The 16,309-nt window shown below is 67.1% G+C and carries 17 protein-coding genes and 1 tRNA gene; 4 read left to right on the forward strand and 14 right to left on the reverse strand.

The window, feature by feature from the left end; all coding sequences use genetic code 11:
- Position 1 precedes the first annotated feature (1 nt).
- The 6 genes from ACQHI0_RS24170 to ACQHI0_RS24195 all read right to left on the reverse strand — a co-directional run bounded on the left by ACQHI0_RS24170 (position 2) and on the right by ACQHI0_RS24195 (position 6,344).
- Positions 2–1,591, reverse strand: a complete 1,590-nt coding sequence (locus ACQHI0_RS24170) for a glycosyltransferase family 39 protein (protein WP_427904110.1) — start codon at positions 1,589–1,591, stop codon at positions 2–4.
- A 552-nt stretch (positions 1,592–2,143) separates the two neighbouring features.
- Positions 2,144–2,216 (reverse strand) — tRNA-Ala (locus ACQHI0_RS24175).
- 98 nt (positions 2,217–2,314) lie between these two features.
- Positions 2,315–3,319, reverse strand: a complete 1,005-nt coding sequence (gene sepX / locus ACQHI0_RS24180) for a divisome protein SepX/GlpR (RefSeq protein ID WP_427904111.1) — start codon at positions 3,317–3,319, stop codon at positions 2,315–2,317.
- Positions 3,320–3,455: 136 nt separating this feature from the next.
- The gene (locus tag ACQHI0_RS24185; RefSeq protein WP_427904112.1) at positions 3,456–4,106 is read right to left on the reverse strand and encodes a GNAT family N-acetyltransferase; all 651 of its coding nucleotides are present in this window, start codon (positions 4,104–4,106) and stop codon (positions 3,456–3,458) included.
- 12 nt (positions 4,107–4,118) lie between these two features.
- Positions 4,119–5,378: a molybdotransferase-like divisome protein Glp gene (glp, locus tag ACQHI0_RS24190; RefSeq protein ID WP_266293338.1), complete on the reverse strand. Its 1,260-nt coding sequence runs from the start codon at positions 5,376–5,378 to the stop codon at positions 4,119–4,121.
- Between the two features lie 39 nt (positions 5,379–5,417).
- Entirely contained in the window at positions 5,418–6,344 is a 927-nt protein-coding gene (locus ACQHI0_RS24195; RefSeq protein ID WP_427904113.1) for a UTP--glucose-1-phosphate uridylyltransferase, read from the reverse strand.
- Between the two features lie 204 nt (positions 6,345–6,548).
- Here ACQHI0_RS24195 and ACQHI0_RS24200 point away from each other — a divergent pair, with 204 nt between their 5' ends.
- The 4 genes from ACQHI0_RS24200 (at position 6,549) to mscL (ending at position 8,902) form a co-directional block, all read left to right on the forward strand.
- Positions 6,549–7,166 (forward strand): 5-formyltetrahydrofolate cyclo-ligase, encoded by a 618-nt coding sequence (locus ACQHI0_RS24200; protein ID WP_427909279.1) that lies wholly within the window; start codon positions 6,549–6,551, stop codon positions 7,164–7,166.
- Positions 7,167–7,237: 71 nt separating this feature from the next.
- A complete protein-coding gene (locus tag ACQHI0_RS24205) occupies positions 7,238–7,549 on the forward strand; it encodes an FmdB family zinc ribbon protein (protein ID WP_427904114.1) in 312 nt (103 codons plus the stop codon).
- Positions 7,550–7,638: 89 nt separating this feature from the next.
- Entirely contained in the window at positions 7,639–8,307 is a 669-nt protein-coding gene (locus ACQHI0_RS24210) for an SAF domain-containing protein (RefSeq protein ID WP_427904115.1), read from the forward strand.
- Positions 8,308–8,455: 148 nt separating this feature from the next.
- Positions 8,456–8,902: a large conductance mechanosensitive channel protein MscL gene (gene mscL, locus ACQHI0_RS24215; protein ID WP_427904116.1), complete on the forward strand. Its 447-nt coding sequence runs from the start codon at positions 8,456–8,458 to the stop codon at positions 8,900–8,902.
- A 74-nt stretch (positions 8,903–8,976) separates the two neighbouring features.
- On the opposite strand, the gene ACQHI0_RS24220 is transcribed toward mscL, so the two are convergent.
- The 8 genes from ACQHI0_RS24220 to ACQHI0_RS24255 form a co-directional block, all read right to left on the reverse strand.
- Positions 8,977–9,636 (reverse strand): MspA family porin, encoded by a 660-nt coding sequence (locus tag ACQHI0_RS24220; protein ID WP_427904117.1) that lies wholly within the window; start codon positions 9,634–9,636, stop codon positions 8,977–8,979.
- Positions 9,637–9,698: 62 nt separating this feature from the next.
- Positions 9,699–10,367, reverse strand: a complete 669-nt coding sequence (locus ACQHI0_RS24225; RefSeq protein WP_427904118.1) for an MspA family porin — start codon at positions 10,365–10,367, stop codon at positions 9,699–9,701.
- Positions 10,368–10,636: 269 nt separating this feature from the next.
- Complete coding sequence (locus tag ACQHI0_RS24230) at positions 10,637–11,296, reverse strand: MspA family porin (protein ID WP_427904119.1); 660 nt, start codon at positions 11,294–11,296, stop codon at positions 10,637–10,639.
- Between the two features lie 66 nt (positions 11,297–11,362).
- Positions 11,363–12,043 (reverse strand): MspA family porin, encoded by a 681-nt coding sequence (locus ACQHI0_RS24235; RefSeq protein ID WP_427904120.1) that lies wholly within the window; start codon positions 12,041–12,043, stop codon positions 11,363–11,365.
- Between the two features lie 524 nt (positions 12,044–12,567).
- A complete protein-coding gene (locus ACQHI0_RS24240) occupies positions 12,568–12,789 on the reverse strand; it encodes a hypothetical protein (protein ID WP_427904121.1) in 222 nt (73 codons plus the stop codon).
- Positions 12,786–13,328, reverse strand: a complete 543-nt coding sequence (locus tag ACQHI0_RS24245; protein WP_427904122.1) for a MogA/MoaB family molybdenum cofactor biosynthesis protein — start codon at positions 13,326–13,328, stop codon at positions 12,786–12,788. The genes ACQHI0_RS24240 and ACQHI0_RS24245 overlap by 4 nt, the downstream gene beginning before the upstream one ends.
- Positions 13,328–14,758, reverse strand: coding sequence for a trypsin-like peptidase domain-containing protein (locus ACQHI0_RS24250; RefSeq protein WP_427904123.1), 1,431 nt, complete (start codon positions 14,756–14,758; stop codon positions 13,328–13,330). The genes ACQHI0_RS24245 and ACQHI0_RS24250 overlap by 1 nt, the downstream gene beginning before the upstream one ends.
- Before the next feature lie 92 nt (positions 14,759–14,850).
- Entirely contained in the window at positions 14,851–16,305 is a 1,455-nt protein-coding gene (locus ACQHI0_RS24255; protein WP_427904124.1) for an ATP-binding protein, read from the reverse strand.
- Between the last annotated feature and the right edge of the window lie 4 nt (positions 16,306–16,309).

The raw sequence follows: 16,309 nt of genomic DNA on the forward strand, positions 1-16,309 counted from the left end.
CTCAGCGAGTGGGCCGGGTGGTGGCCCGGTGGTCTCGCCAGAGACCGAGATCGAAGTACAGGGTGGTCATGGTGTCCCAGGCGGTCGACCACTGCTGCTTCGGGCCCTTGCACACCCAGACGGCCGTCATGCGGTCGATGCCCGGGATGCCCATGGGGTCGTCGAGGTGCGCGACCCGTTCCACTTCGGTGAAACGGGAGCGCAATTCGGGCTCGGCGGAATCGAGCCCGAGGTAGATCACCGAGGTCGCGGAGTCCGGTGGTGGGCCGAAGAAGCCGAAGCCCCGACTCGGGCTGTAGGTGGCAGGCAGGTCGTATTGCCCGCCGAATTGTTCGACGGCGCCCGCCTGCCAATAACCCTGGGCCACAACGACCGCATTCGCCTTCTCGGCGGGTGACAGCTTGTCGTAACCGGTGTCGACCGCCGCGACCGGTGCCGTCCAATTGGTGGTGCCCCAGAAGCCCGATCGAATGCCGAGATCGATGCCGTCTTCGGCGACAAAGCGCCAACTGGCGGGCAGCGGCGTGACCGTGATCGAGACGATGAATCCCAATACCGAGAGGGCGGCGACCGGAATCATCGCCAGATTCATCCACCGTTTCCGGTCGTACTGCCACAGGCCGACGGCGCCGAGGGCGAACATGGCCGGGAAGAAGCCCGTCGGGTAGTAAGGCCGACCGCGCGTGACGATAACAACTGTGGTCATGATCACCAAGGCGATCGCAATGAATCGGTACGGCCGTAACGATTCCTGTTTGAACACAGCCCAGAATCCGACAGCCATCAGCAATACGCCGAGGAAACCCGCCAAACCGAGCCACTGCGGAACGAATCCCAGCTGACCGAATCCGGTGGCATCCTGCTCGGCGGCGATAATCGAGCCCATGGCCAACTGCGGCCAGTTGTGCTGCGACTGCCAGAACAGAATCGGAACCAGCGACAGCGTAAGGATGCCCGACGCCACCCAGAGTGCGGGACGACGCAGAACCTCGCGGGGTCCGCACAGAATGACGGCGAGGCCGAGGGATCCCCAGACGATCGGGATCATCCACTTCACTTGCATGTCAACGGCGGCAACCAGTCCCGCCACGACGATCAGCCAGTCCTGGCGCGTCCGCACCCAGCGGATGAACAGCCAGGTGATCACGGCCGTGAGGGTGGCGTCGAAGGCGAAGGTGCTCAAGATGACCTGGGTGGCCACCAGGTTGGAGGTCGCGTAGGTGGCCGCGGCGAGCAGTTGCACGCGGTGACTGCCCCGGAGTTCGTAGGCGATCAGCGCCGACACCACGATCGCACCGACACACATCAGGATGGCCGGGAACCGCAGTGCCGTCACCGATCCCGGCGCGAGCGTGTCGGCGATCCAGGCGAACAGTGGTACCACCGCACCCTGATCGGCGAAGGTGTAGTCGAGTCGTCTTCCGGCGGAAAGGAAATAGAGTTCATCGCCGAAGAAGTCGAAGCGTCCCGCGGTGACCGTCAGCGCTATCGCGGCGATCGAGGCGATCAGCGCGACGCCACGAAAAGCGAACGACGGATGGGTATTCGGTATTTCTTCGGGCTCGGAACGAACCTCGATGACCGCTGTCATGAACTGCCTCTGATGCTTTCCAACAGACGCGTTCGACGCCCCCTCCCGTTGGTGGCGTCACATCTGTTCGCTGGTGAACCGATTCCTCCCCGGCAGCGAACTTGGTGAGCGCGGGCGCTCGCGGTCCTGCGCGGATCATGTAATTTACCGAAACGTTACTGCTATTCGGCAAGGTCCGCAAATGCGCTGACCTGCAGAGTAATAGCCGTTTGCGTTCTATCGGCTATTACCTGGACAGCGTTACCGATGTGACCGAGCTAACGGTTTAGGCAGTAGGCGAATAATTCAAAACCCCTGCTGTACAGCAAAATGAGGCTTTCAGACTGCACTCCGGCATCGTGCGCGCAGAACTGCCGGCGGCTCGAATATTCAGACCCCCGAAATGGAAAAGGCTCTTACTCGCCGGTATCTATTCATCAATAGTCATGCCAAAACAATTGGGGGCATGCGATTGATCGTCGGCACGCCTAGAGTGCGTGCCGCGTGGCGGTTCGCAGCAGGGTCGGGGCGACACAGAGAAAGGGCCCGGTCGATGACCGGGCCCTTCTTGGGTGGAGCTAAGGGGAATCGAACCCCTGACCTTCTCGATGCGAACGAGACGCGCTACCAACTGCGCTATAGCCCCGTGCGGCTCTGGTGAACCGCGCTGTGACACTGTATCAGGGCTTGCGCCCGGATACCGAATCGGTACTCTGACCTGCGGATATTGCGTGGTTGCACCAGTTACTCGCCGACGGCTTGACCGAGGTCCTCGACCCGGTTGCGGAGTGCGCGAGAAGTGGCCGGATCGAAGATCTCGAGGAACTCGAACCTCGGGTCCTCGTCGTCGGTGTCGAGCAGCGTGGAGCGGCGCCGCAGGGCGCGTGCGGTGTCGCGGTCCATCGTGCGACGCGTGGTAGCCGCCTCAGGGGTCGCCTCAGCGGCTTCCTGACGCTTGCCGCGGGTCAGGCGGGCAGCGCGCCTGCGGCGGATCTCCTCCTCCACGTGGACCTGCTTGCGCAGGTACGCGAGATAGCCGGTGAGCACGGCAGCGGACAGCCCGCACGCCCACCAGAACATCGAGTTCAGCAGCAGCCCGAAGGCGAGGAACAGGATCATGCCGATGATCAGGCCCATGACCGCGCGCTGACGGAAGCGGTAGCGGGCGGCGCGGGCGATGGCGTCGGCCTCGGGGTCGTAGCCGCCACGGCCGCGTCGCGTGGGGGTGAAGTCGTCGTCGTCATCGAACTCGGCGTCTTCGGCGGTGAGGTCGTCGAGGCGGGCCGGTGGCGCGGGTGGGATGCGCGCGGCGACGGGCGGATCTTCGCCCGCTTGCGCCGAGAGTGGCTCCGCCGCGGCATCTTCAGCTACGTCGTCGTCGAGATCAGCTGTTTCAGTAGGCTCTTCGGCTTCGCCGGAGCCCACCTCGGCCGCCGCTTCGAGTTCGACTGCGGGGGTCAGCTTTTCGTCGTCATCTTCGGTGACGGGCTCTTCGGTCGTCATCCGATCCTCCGAATCAGTTCGGTGGGGGCGCTTGCGCAGCACACGGGGTCGGTAATCGGGGTCACTCTCGTGACCGCCTGCCGCGCCGATGCGGATCCGTCGTTCGGCCCCGCCACGGTGCAGCACGCGTGTGGCGAGCGCGGCATCGGTGGTACGGCGGATCCGGGGATGCCGGTCCGCCAGGATCGGGAACAGAACGAAGACCCACAGCACTACCAGTCCGATCCACAGGATCGAGTTCGGCATCGCGGTCATCACCTCCCGTCCCCACCTACGTGTTGTCCATCTGTGGACGCACCACTGACGTCCGTAGGTTAATTCGGGCAGACGCGCCCGTGTGGCAGGCGCGCCGTGCACACCTGCCACATGAGTAACAGAAATTTCACGGCCGCGCCGCTCGACCCTCCCTGACCAGGCGATCCACCACAGTGCCCATAACCTCTTCGACGGTCAACCCGACCAGAAGGTGATCGCGCCACGCGCCGTCGACATCGAGGTAGCGGCGCAGCATGCCCTCTTCCCGGAAGCCGACATTGCGCAGAACCGCCTGGCTGGCAAGGTTTTCCGGTCGCACGGTCGCTTCGACGCGATGCAGGCCGACTGATCCGAAGCAGTGGTCGAGGCCGAGCGCCAACGCGGCCGTCGCCACCCCCTGACCGCCCAGATCCTTGGCCACCCAATACCCGATCCAGCCCGACCGCAGCGCGCCGCGCACGATATTGCCGATCGTGAGCTGACCGCTGAACTGCCCGTCGACCTCGATGACGAGCGGGATCATCGCCCCACGCCGGGCCTCTGCCTTCAAACTCGTCCACAGCGACGGCCAGTTCGACGCGTGATTGCGCGCCTCCCACGAGCCGCGCCCGGTCGGTTCCCACCGCTCCAGATGGTCGCGGTCGCGCAACCGGATCCGGCTCCATGCGGCCGCGTCGCGGAAACGCACCGGTCGCAGCGTCACCTTGCCGCCTGCCACCAGCACCGGACCGAGCCGGGCGGGCCATCCGGGGTGCTGTCCGGCCCGGAACACGTTCATGGAGTCCACTGCTCAGCCGCGCTGCGCCAGGAACGCGACCTGCACTTCGTCACCGGTACGGAAATCGGTGTCGTCGGGTTCCACCACGATCAGGCTGTTGGCCTCGGCGAGGGTGGCCAGCAGATGCGAGGAGCCGCTGTTGCCGTTGCCGAGCGGCTGCACCAGGTAGTCGCCGGTCGCCTCGTCGCGCAGCAGTTGCGCGCGCAGGTAGCCCTTGCGGCCCGGCATGGAGGTGATGGGAGTGATGGTGCGCGCGTTGACGATTCGACGCATCGGCTGACGACGGCCGAGCGCGATCCGGATCAGCGGACGCACCATCACCTCGAACACCACCAGCGCGCTCACCGGATTCGCGGGCAGCAGGAAGGTGGGCACCTCGTCGCGCCCGAGTCGGCCGAAACCCTGTACCGAGCCGGGGTGCATCGCGACCCGGTCGACCTCCAGTTCGCCGAGCCCGTCGAGCGCCTCGCGCACCTGATCCGAGGCCCAGCCGCCGACCGCGCCCGCGATCACCACGACCTCAGAGCGCACCAGCTGTCCTTCGACCACGTCACGCAGCCGGCGCGGATCGGCGCTGACGATGCCGACCCGGTTCACGTCGGCGCCCGCGTCGCGCGCGGCCGCCGCGAGGGCATAGGAGTTCACGTCGTAGACCTGGCCGGGGCCGGGCGTGCGATCGATGTCGATCAGCTCGCCGCCGATGGAGATCACCGACAGCCGTGGACGCGGGTGCACGAGCACCTTGTCCTGGCCGACGGCGGCGAGCAGGCCGACCTGGGCCGCGCCGATGATCGTGCCCGCGCGCACGGCCACATCGCCGGGCTGCACATCGTCACCGACGCGGCGGACGTAGTCGCCGGAGCGCACCGGCTCGAAAACCTTGATCCTGGCCCGCCCACCGTCGGTGAACTCCACCGGCAGCACCGCGTCGGCCAGGGTCGGCAGCGGCGCGCCGGTATCGACCCGCACGGTCTGGCGCGGCTGCAAGCGGATGGGCTGGCGCGAACCGGCCACCACCTCGCCGACCACCGGCAGGGTGAGGTCGATCAGCTCGCCCTCCTCGTCGCGCACGTCGACGCCCGCGGCGGTGACGTCGACGCTGCGCACCGCGTACCCGTCGATGGCGGCCTGATCGAAGCCGGGCAGCGGCCGTTCGGTGACGACGTCCTCGGCGCACAGCAAACCCTGGGCTTCGGATATCGCCACCCGGACCGGCCGGGGTGCGACCGCAGCCGCGGTGACCTTGATCAGCTGATCCTCAACCGAGCGCATCGAGCTCCTGTATCTATGGCGGCGGCGTATCTGGCGCGTTTAGGCGACGGGCGACTGTGGATCCCACTCCGGGCTGAGCCGGAAGTTCAGCCACTCGCGCAGTTGCGGACCGTATTCCTCCCGCTCGAGGGCGAAATCCACAGCAGCTCGAAGATAACCGCCCGGGTTGCCCAAGTCGTGGCGCGACCCACGGTGGACCACCACGTGCACCGGGTGGCCCTCGGCGATCAGCAGGGCGATGGCGTCGGTGAGCTGCAGTTCCCCACCCGCGCCGGGGGTGATCCGGCGCAGTGCGTCGAAGATCACTCGGTCGAGCAGGTAGCGGCCCGCTGCGGCCAGGGTCGACGGCGCGTCGGCGAGGTCGGGCTTCTCGACCATGCCCTTCACCCGCAGCACGTCGGTTTCGGCGCCGTCGGCACATTCCTCGACGTCGAAGACGCCGTAGGCGCTGACCTGGGATTTCGGCACGTCGATGGCGCACAGCACGGACCCGCCGCGTTCGCGACGGACCCGGCTCATCGTCTCGAGCACGCCACACGGCAGCACCAGATCGTCGGGCAGCAGAACGGCGATGGCCAGTTCGTCGTCGTCGAGCACGGCTTCGGCCTGGGCGACCGCGTGGCCGAGGCCGAGCGGCTCCTCCTGCACGACCGAGGTTACGTCGAGCAGCGCCGGGGCCTTGCGAACCTTCTCCAGCAGCGCGAACTTCCCGCGCTCGGCCAGGGTGCTCTCCAGCACCAGATCCTCGACGAAGTGGGCGACCACGCCGTCCTTGCCCGGCGAGGTCACGATCACCAAGCGGTCGGCGCCGGAGTCGGCGGCCTCCGCGGCGACCAGCTCGATTCCGGGGGTGTCGACCACCGGCAGCAACTCCTTGGGCACCGTCTTGGTGGCAGGCAGAAACCGCGTCCCGAGTCCGGCCGCGGGTACCACCGCAGTGCGGAAACCGGAAGTCTTGTCTGTCATGCGAATACCCTATCCATTCAGTGCCGTCCGATCGTCTCCTCGCGGCGATCCGGCGTCGGCAAGAGCTTAGGCGTACCTCCGCCTCTGCTCCGGCCATGCGCGAAAGACATCGGATCGCTCGGCGGCTGTGCACCCTGTGCGTACCTCCGCCAACGCTGCGGCCCTGCGCGAAAGACGCCGGATCGCTGCGTGTCTGTGCAGACTATGGTGGTCGCTGTGGAGATGCCCGGTGAGCGCACCAAATATGCGTGGCGCCGCGAGATCCTGGCCACTCGCGCACAGGTCGACCCCGCTGAACACGCTGTCGACGCGGCGGCCCTCGCCGCCGCCGCGGCCCGTCTGGCCGGGGTCGATGACATCGTGTGCGCCTACGTCGCGGTGCGGGGCGAACCCGGCGATCTGCGGATGCTCGACGCGGTGCGCGAGCGTGGCGCCACCGTGTTGCTGCCGGTGACCGGCGAGCCGGGTCCGCTGCAGTGGGCGCGCTACGAGGGTGCGAGTTCGTTGCGCAAGGCCCGTTACGGCCTGCTCGAACCGGCCACCGAGACGTTGCCGCCCGCGGTGGTGGCCGAGGCCACGACCATCCTGGTTCCGGCGCTCGCCGTGGATCGACGCGGGGTGCGGCTCGGGCGTGGCGCCGGGTACTACGACCGGACGCTCGGTGCCGCGCGCTCGGACGTTCGCCTGATCGCCGTTGTCCGGGATAATGAACTGGTCGACCGGCTTCCCGAGGAACCGCACGATCGGCGAATGGGTTGGGCGCTCACCCCGGGCGGCGGGCTACGGCAGCTGGGCCGCGACCTCCCTGTTTCGCCGGAATGAAACGGCGATTCGCGACGTTGGCAGTGTCGGCGGTAGAGTGCTAGATCGACGAGAGACTTGCGGAGGATCCTGTGCCAACTTATTCGTACGCGTGCACCGAGTGTGACAACCGCTTCGATATCGTTCAGTCCTTCTCCGACGACACACTGACGGTCTGCCCGCAGTGCTCCGGGAAGCTGCGCAAGCTGTTCAACTCCGTCGGCATCGTGTTCAAGGGCAGCGGTTTCTACCGCACCGACAGCCGGGGCGGCGCGTCCACCGCGAGCGAGCCGGCGAAGACCTCCGCCGAGAGCGGCAGCAGTACCAGCAGCAACGGATCGAGCGGCAACGGGGATTCGTCGTCGAGTGCGAGCACCACCTCCACTCCGGCCGCCGCCAGCTGACTTTTCGGCAGTTATCCACAGCCCCGTAGTTATCCACAGGCGGGGCTTTCGGCGGCTTTTCCGCACTGCCACGGTTCTACGCTTTCGCCATGACTCGCAGTCTCGCCGATCTGGGACGTGGCAGCTCCTGGCGTTTCGCCCTCGGTAATCGTCCGGGCTGGGCCGATGCCCTACTCGCCCGGCGCATCGCCGCCGCCGTATTGGCCATCGCCGCCGTCGTGTTGTTCGTGCGCGGTGACCCCGGCGGAGCGAAGGTCACCGTGGTCGTCGCGGCCCGCGATCTGGCGCCCGGTCGGCTGCTCACCGCCGATGATCTGCGCATAGATCACCACGAATCCCGTTCGCTGCCAACCGGTTCCGTCGATTCGACCGCTCCCCTGCTCGGCGCGACACTGACCGGTGCCATGCGCGCGGGCGAGACCTTCACCGATCTGCGCGTCGTCGGTCCACGGCTGGCCGCGGCGGCCGCAGGCAGTGCCGATGCGCGGATCGTGCCGATCCGGTTGGCCGATGCCGCGGTGGCTGATGTGTTGCGGGCGGGCGACCGGGTCGATGTGATCGGTGTCGAGGACGCGGGCGGACCAGGGGCGAGCAAGCCCGCACGGACGCTGGCCACCGATGCCGCGGTCGTGCTCGTCACCGCGACGGGCGATCGACGCGGGGCGGAACGGGTGGTCCTGCTCGCCCTTGATACCGAATACGCGACCGCTGTCGCCGGTGCTTCTCTGCGAACGGCACTGACAGTCGTCTTCCACTGAACGTCCTGTCGTCGGCGACGGTATAGTTCGCGAGAGATTTGCCCGAACTCTCGATAGCATCGCAGAGGAACCAAGCACCACCGTTTCGCATCATTCGATAGGGAGCACAGCGCCCACGGCCGGCTCCTGGACGAAGGAGACATCGGCAATGCTCAAAGGTTTCAAGGACTTCCTACTTCGCGGCAATGTGGTCGACCTGGCGGTCGCCGTCGTCATCGGCACGGCGTTCGTCGCGATCGTCACCGCGTTCACCAACGGGATCATCAATCCGATCCTCGCGGTGTTCGGCGGATCGAACGAGATGGGGCTCGGCTTCCAGCTCGTCGCGGACAAACCGGCGACCTTCATCGAGATCGGGCCGATCATCACCGCGGCGATCAACTTCCTGCTGGTCGCGCTGATCCTCTACTTCGTCCTGGTGGTGCCGGCGACCAAGGCGAAGAAACGATTCTCCAAGGCCGACGAGAAACTCAGCGAAAACGAATTGCTCATCCAGATCCGCGACCTGCTCGCCGAACAGCACAGTCTGTCGAACGGCAAGCACAGCTACCTGCCCGAACCGGCGCCGAATGCCGACGGTAAGAACACCTACTGATCCGGGCACTCCCACAACCAGCTCGGGTCCCGCTCACCTGGTGAGCGGGACCCGAATTCATCTGTTGCGATTGCTCAGCCGAGGCTGAACGGCGCGCCCCAGAGGGTTACCCAGCTCATCACGTTGTCGGTTTCCACCTCGACGCTCACGAAGGCACGGGCCTGGGCGTAGCCGCCGCAGCCGGACAGGCCGATGGTCTCGTCGGCCCAGGTCACCGAGCCCGAGCCACCCTTGAAGGCGTTGCGGGTCTTGTGGGTTTCGTTGCCGAAGTCGTCGGCCATTTCGAGGTCGAGGACGTAGAAGGACTTCGACTGGCCGGGGCCGATGGAGAGCTCGCCGCCGGAGGACACGCCGCCGGTGACAGCGCCCTCCCAATCACTTTCGGCGTCCGCGCCGCCGGTCGCGCCGCCACCGGCGATATTGACCTGGCAGCCGACCGTGTAACCGGGGAAGATCTTGCCGCCGCCGCCACCGGATACCGTCACCTGCGCGCTGCCGGAAACCCAGGCGTTGCGATGCGCGGGCGTGGAACCCAGGGACGGATTGATATTGGCAGACTCGCCGACCAGGCTGATATCGACGACGGTGCCATCGGACAGTGTCTTGGTGATGTGCCCGCCCGGCAGCGGAACAAAGGTGTCGGCGTTGGCCGCACCTGTGGAAAGCAGACCCAACGCCACGGTCGCCGCTGCCGTGACACCGGCTGCGCGCGCCATGCTCTTACGGTTGATCATCACAGTGACCCCTCGAGGGTGAATTCGTGTGAACGAGAAAGAGTTTCGGTTCGGATGCGCGATCAGCCGATGCTGAACGGTGCTCCGTACAACGTGGTCTTGGAGTAGTGGTCGCCGATGATCTCGACCACCGAGTAGGACCGAGCCTGGGCATAGCCCGCGCAACCCTGGACCTGGATCTCCGCGTCCTGGTACTCCACCGAATAGACGCCGGGCTTCAGGATGTCCTTGGCATCGATCTGCACGAAGGCGACCTGACCTGGTCCGAGGTTGAGGCCGATCGAACCACCGGCCGACGGGCCACCAGTCGAAACACCACCGGACAATCCGGCGCTGACCGCGTCGTCGCCGATGCTGACCTGGCAACCGACGATGTATCCGTGACTCAGGTTCGACGCGCCATGCGTCGAAGAATTGTTGGAGCCGGGACGGTTCGACGGACCGTTCCACGGCCCGACCTCACCCTCCGGCGTGACCTGCACATCGGCGCGCGCGTTGCCCGATACCCACACGACGCGACCAGCGCCGTTGGCGGCCAGCGACGGGGAGACGACGGCATGCTCGCCGGTACGACTCAAAGTGACACCGGGACCGGCCTTCTGGCCGTCCGGCAACGGGACAAAGGTGTCCGCGTTGGCAGCACCGGCCGGCAACAGGCCGATCGTCACGGCCACTGCGGCGCCTGCGCTCCACGCGACGCGACGCCCGCGGTTGGTGCGGTTCTCGCTCATTCTTCCCCTCGAGGTATACGCAAATCCGACCTCGACCATCGAGGCCGATATCTGTGATGCGCCCGGACCCAGCTGGGGTGTGTCACGGGGACAGGCACCGCTGGCAACAGGACTGAGCGTCCTGCCGGGAGGTGAATCGAGAAGCTATGAATCGGGGTTCAACATAATGAGGCGGACTCGTAATGTCCAGCGCTACGACGTTGAAAGCACAACAAAACGGGCCGGTCGCAGTAGCGACCGGCCCGTTTCGAGTTCGGGATGCGAACAGATCAGCCGAGGCTGAACGGAGCGCCCCACAGGGTCACCCAGGAGATGACGTTGTCGGTCTCGACCTCGACGGAGACGAAGGCACGCGCCTGCGCGTAGCCGGCGCAGCCGGTCAGGCCGATGGTGGTGTCGGACCAGGTCACCGAACCGGAGCCGTTCTTGAACTTGTTGTTCTTGCTGTGCGATTCGTTGCCGAAGTCGTCGGCAACCTCGCGGTCGAGGATGTAGAACGAGCTCGACTGGCCGGGGCCGAGCGACAGCTCGCCGCCGGTGCCGACGCCCGCGTCGACGTTGCCTTCCCAGTCGCTCTCGACCGAGCCGTCGCCGGAGACGCCGCCGCCCGCGATGTTGACCTGGCAACCCACGGTGTAGCCGGGGTAGATCTTGCCGGAGCCGCCGTCGGAGACGGTGACCTGAGCGCTACCCGAGACCCACGCGTTGCGGTGGACCGGGGTGGAGCCCATCGACGGGCTGATGTTGGCCGACTCGCCGACCAGGGCGATGTCGACCACGGTGCCGTCGGACAGCGTCTTGGTGATGTGTCCACCCGGCAGGGGAATGAAGGTATCGGCGTTGGCCGCGCCCGTCGAGAACAGGCCGACGGCCACGGTGGCCGCAGCGCTGACGCCCGCCACCTTCGCCATGAACTTACGGTTGATCATAGGATTTGTCCCTCGAGGATTGAGTTCGCCGCAGCGAGAAGAAGATTCGTGCCGGATCGAAAGACGTCAGCCGATGCTGAACGGCATGCCGTACAGGGTGGTCTTCGAGTAGTTGTCGCCGATGACCTCGACGACGGTGTACGCCCGGGCCTGCGCGTAGCCGGCGCAACCCTGGATCTCGATTTCCGCGTCCTGGTAGTCGATCGCGTACGTACCGGCCTTCAGGATGTCCTTCGAGCTGATCTGCACGAACTTCACTTCGCCGGGGCCGAGGTTGACGCCGATGGAGCCGCCTGCGCTCACGCCACCGGTGCTCAGACCACCGGAGAGACCGGCGCCGATCGCGTCGTCGGCGATGCTCACCTGGCAACCGACGATGTAGCCGGTGTTCAACTGGGAGGTGCCGTGTGTCGACGAGTTGTTGGAGCCGGGACGGCCGGTCGGGCCGTTCCAGGGGCCGACCTCGCCCTCGGGGGTCTCGGTGACCTCGGCGATCGCGGTGCCCGAGACCCAGACGACGCGTCCCGCGCCGTTGGCGGCCATCGACGGCGAGATCAGTGCGGACTCGTGGGTGCGGGTGATGGTCACGCCAGCAGGGCTGACCTTCTGGCCGTCCGGCAACGGCACGAAGGTATCGGCGTTGGCGGCACCGGTCGACAGCAGGCCCATGGCCACGGCGGCCGCGGCAGCGCCGACGCCCGCGGCACGGACGCCACGGCGCACACCGGTGGTGCGGTTCTCGCTCATACTTCCCCTCATCAGGTGTCTAACAGCCGACTTCGACTTTCGAAGCCGGACAAATGGACCTCACAGGGCCCAGATCAGTGTGTCGCCCCTTTGTTGCCGTTACGTAACCAACTGTTATTTCGACGATACGGCCGGGGCCGGTGTGGCGAACCCGAGCCAGGGTTCCACCGGGTGGTTCAACGCACAGAGGTGGGAGTACTGCGGGGACCGATAGTTGGTGGCTCAATGGCGAACATTAAACGCCGTTCTATGGACACGGCAACGAAAGAGTTCGTAAATTTCACTGTGAACCACAGCACACATTCGTACATCGCCACATGCCTTGACGTGCATTGATGCAGTCGCGAAGACTCCTGTCATGGCACCTTGACAGGAACCCGTCGGAGATAACGATCTGGGTCGGCGAACGACAAAAGACCACGCTTTCGCGTGGTCTCGAGTATTTGTCCGCCGTTCACGTTCGTTCAGAAAACGGCTTTTCGAAGATCGCCTATTACGTAGCGGCTACGTAGATAACGGGACGATCACCCGTGATGCGGGGGAACTTGGGAGCGTAACCATTCGTCGCCGCCCGCGCCGCCCGATCCCTCGCCGCGCTCGTCACCGGTGGTTTCCGGCAGCACATCGCCGAAGATCCGCGCCAGCCGCGCCGCCTCGGCCGCCTTGCGCCGGATCGCCTCCGCCGAAGCGGGTTCCCGGCCCTGATCATCGGGGCCGGGAACCGGGGCGTGGGAGTCGGAGGTCATTCGTCCAGACCGGACAGCTCGCCGATCACCTTGCTGGCCAGCGGGCCGAGGGTCGCCATCCCGTCGCGGATCGACGCGCGGGTGCCCGGCAGGTTCACCACCAGGGTGCTGCCGGAGATGCCCGCGACACCACGCGACAAGCCCGCGTCGAGCGAGCCGGCGACCCGGCCGGACGCGCGCAGCGCCTCGGTGATGCCGGGCAGTTCACGGTCGAGCACCTGGGTGGTGGCCTCAGGGGTGATATCGCGCGGCGACATGCCGGTGCCGCCGACCGAGATCACCAGGTCGACTCCGCCGATCACCGCGGTGTTGAGCGCGTTGCGGATCTCGACCTCCTCGGCCTGCACCGTCACCGAGGCATCGACGAGGAACCCGGCCTCGTTGAGCAGTTCGGTGACGAGCGGGCCGAGCGAATCCACGCCGCCATGAGCCGTCCGATCGTCGACGACAACAACCAGTGCGCGCCCTGCCACGGGAGCATCGATGTCCATGGTCATCACCGTAGCGCTTACGCACGACAGGTTTGCGTTCGAACGCATCATCGGCCGCCTTCCGCCGCCGCGGCGGTGAGCGTGACCTCGACGGTCTTGGAGTTACCGCCCTGTTCGTCGGTGTAAGTCACCTTCACCTTGTCTCCTGGCTGGTGTGAGCGGACGGCCGCGATCAGCGCGTCGCCGGAATCGATGGGACGGTCGTCGAGACGGGTGATGACGGCACCGGTGGGGATGCCCGCATTCGCCGCGGGGCCGCCTGGGGTGGCCTCGAGCACGCGCGCGGCGGTGTCCTGCGGGCGCAGTTTGATGCCGATCTGGGCGTAGGTGGCGTGGCCGGTCTTGATCAGTTCGTCGGCCACCCGGCGCGCCTGATCCACCGGGATCGCGAACCCGAGGCCGATCGACCCACTCTGGGTGCCGCCCGCCGCCTCGCCGCCCAGGCTGGCGATGGCGGTGTTGATGCCGATCAGCTTGCCCTGCCCGTCGACCAGCGCGCCGCCGGAGTTGCCCGGGTTGATCGCCGCGTCGGTCTGGATCGCGTCGATCACCGGGTTCACCTGGCTCGGCGTGCCCTCGCCGCTGGTCGAGACCGGCCGATTGAGGGCCGAGACGATGCCGGTGGTGACCGTGCCGGCCAGGCCGAGCGGGGAACCGATCGCGATCACCGGCTGACCGACAGCCAGACCGTCGGAGGTGCCGAGTTCGATCGGCGTGAGGCCGGTCTTGCCACTGACCTTGATGACCGCCAGGTCGGACACCGGATCCGCGCCGATCATGGTGGCGGGCGCGGTGCTGCCGTCGCTGAACACCACTTCCATCTTCGCCGCGGCACCGGCGCCCGCGGCGACGTGATTGTTGGTGAGGATCAGCCCGTCCGAGGACAACACGACCCCGGAACCCTCGCCGGACGCGCGGCTTCCCGCGACCTTGATCATCACGACACTGGGCAGCACCCGCTGCGCCACGGCCTGAGTGGACCCGGCGGGCGCGTTGGCGACGGTGTTCACCTCGGGCTTCGGCACCTCGAGCGCGTTGGTCACCGGCGCGGAACCCGAGTCGGCGGCCAGCACTCCGACAACGCCACCGACACCACCGCTGACCAGAGCCAAGGCCGTCGCACCGGCGACCAGGCCGAGCCGCAACGGCTTGCGCTGCGGAGTCTGCACGGGCCCGAATGCCTGCGGCTGGGCACCGCCGTGTGACGCCTGGCCACCCTGCGCGGGCTGGCCACCGAACGACATGGGGCCGTGGTAGGGCGCGGAAGCCCCGAACGGCGCAGTCGGCTGCCCCCCATAGGGCGCCTGTCCGCCGTGGGGCGCCTGTCCATGGGACGGGTCGCGGTAGGGTGGCTGGCCGCCGGAGCCTGGCGCCTGCCCCTGATTCCCGGCCGGCGGGCCCGACTCGGCGGGATGGCCCGCGTCGCCCGGTCCGGTAGCGGCGGGCCGGTCAGCGGGGTGCTGGGGATCGTCGGTCATGGTATCTGTCTCCTCACGCTTGCTGACCAGCTTCCTGATGGCTACTGAGAGGCGCCTGAGATCGGACTATCAGTTCGCCGAGACTCCGGCGCTCACTCGTCGTCGACCTCGTCGAGCACGGTCGGCGCCTCCCCCGGCAGCACGATCCGGACCAGCGCGCCGCCGCGATCGGAGGTGTCGACGGCGATGGTGCCGCCGTGTTTGGTCACGACCTGTTTGACGATCGCCAGCCCGAGCCCGGATCCGGGCATCGAGCGCGAGGCGGTGGTGCGGTAGAAGCGTTCGAAGACCAGTTCCCGTTCGCCGGCGGGGATGCCGGGTCCCGCGTCGCCGACGGCCAGTTCGAGCAGGCCCGGTCCGGCCGGGCGCATGGCGATCTGCACGACCGCGTCGGGCGGACTCCACTTGGCCGCGTTGTCGAGGACGTTGAGGACGGCCCGTTCCAGCCCCGCCTCGTGCCCGTAGACGAACCACGGCGCGAGATCGGCCACAAAGGTGATCCCCACCCGCCGACGCCGTGCACGCTCGAGCGCGCGCTCGGCCACCTCACCGAGATCCACCCGCTCGTAGACGGTTTCGGGGGCGTCCTCGCGGGCGAGATCGACCAGGTCGCCGACCAGCGTCGACAGCTCACCGATCTGTGCGACCACATCGGCGCGCAATTCGGCCATGTCCTCGTCCGGCAACTGGGGCGCGCCCGGCCTGCCCGAGGCGATGAGCAGCTCCATATTGGTCCGCAGTGAGGTGAGCGGGGTCCGCAGCTCGTGGCCCGCGTCGGCGACGAGCCTGCGCTGACGATCGCGTGATTCGGTCAGCGCCCGCAGCATCGTGTTGAAACTCTCGGTGAGACTGGCTAATTCGTCGTCACCGGTCACCGGAATCGGCGTCAGGTCATCGGTGCGGGCGATGCGCTCGGTCGCCGCCGTGAGCCGGGCGATCGGGCGAAGGCCGGTGCGCCCCACCGCGGTGCCTGCCGCGGCGGCCAGCACCACACCGCACGCGCCGACCACGAACAGCAGCCAGGCCAGCTGGTCGAGCACCTCGCGGGTGCGGTAGAGCTTCTGCGAGATGATCAGCGTCGCGCCGCTGTTCGTGCGCGCGGCGAGGACCCGTTGGTCGCCGACGGTGCGCAGCGAGGAGCTGATCTTGCCGTCGGCCACGGCGAGCTCCTGGGCGCCGACCGGCGGAATCGTCTGCTGGGGCGGCATATACGGCTTGTGGCCGGAGTAGATCAACGCGACGCCGACATCGTTGGAGAACAGCCCCGCCAGCACGATCGACTGGAAACCGGCGGTCTCGAAATTGTTGTTGATCATCGTCGCCGCGCGCGCCTCCAGCTGCGCGTCGACATCGGCGTACAACGCGCGCGCCACCATCGCGTAGGCCGCGATCGAGGTGAGCGCGACCGCGATCAGCACCACCGACGCCGCCAGCAGGGTCACCCGCCAGCGCAGCGAGACCGACCTGGTCAGCGGGGTCGGGGGACGCATCTCGCTCGCGTCGAGCGGCCTGCCGAGAACGGCGACCACCGGTTCCTTGTGTGCCATAGCG

Origin of the sequence: Nocardia sp. FBN12 (assembly GCF_050320175.1) — a bacterium.
Classification (GTDB): domain Bacteria; phylum Actinomycetota; class Actinomycetes; order Mycobacteriales; family Mycobacteriaceae; genus Nocardia.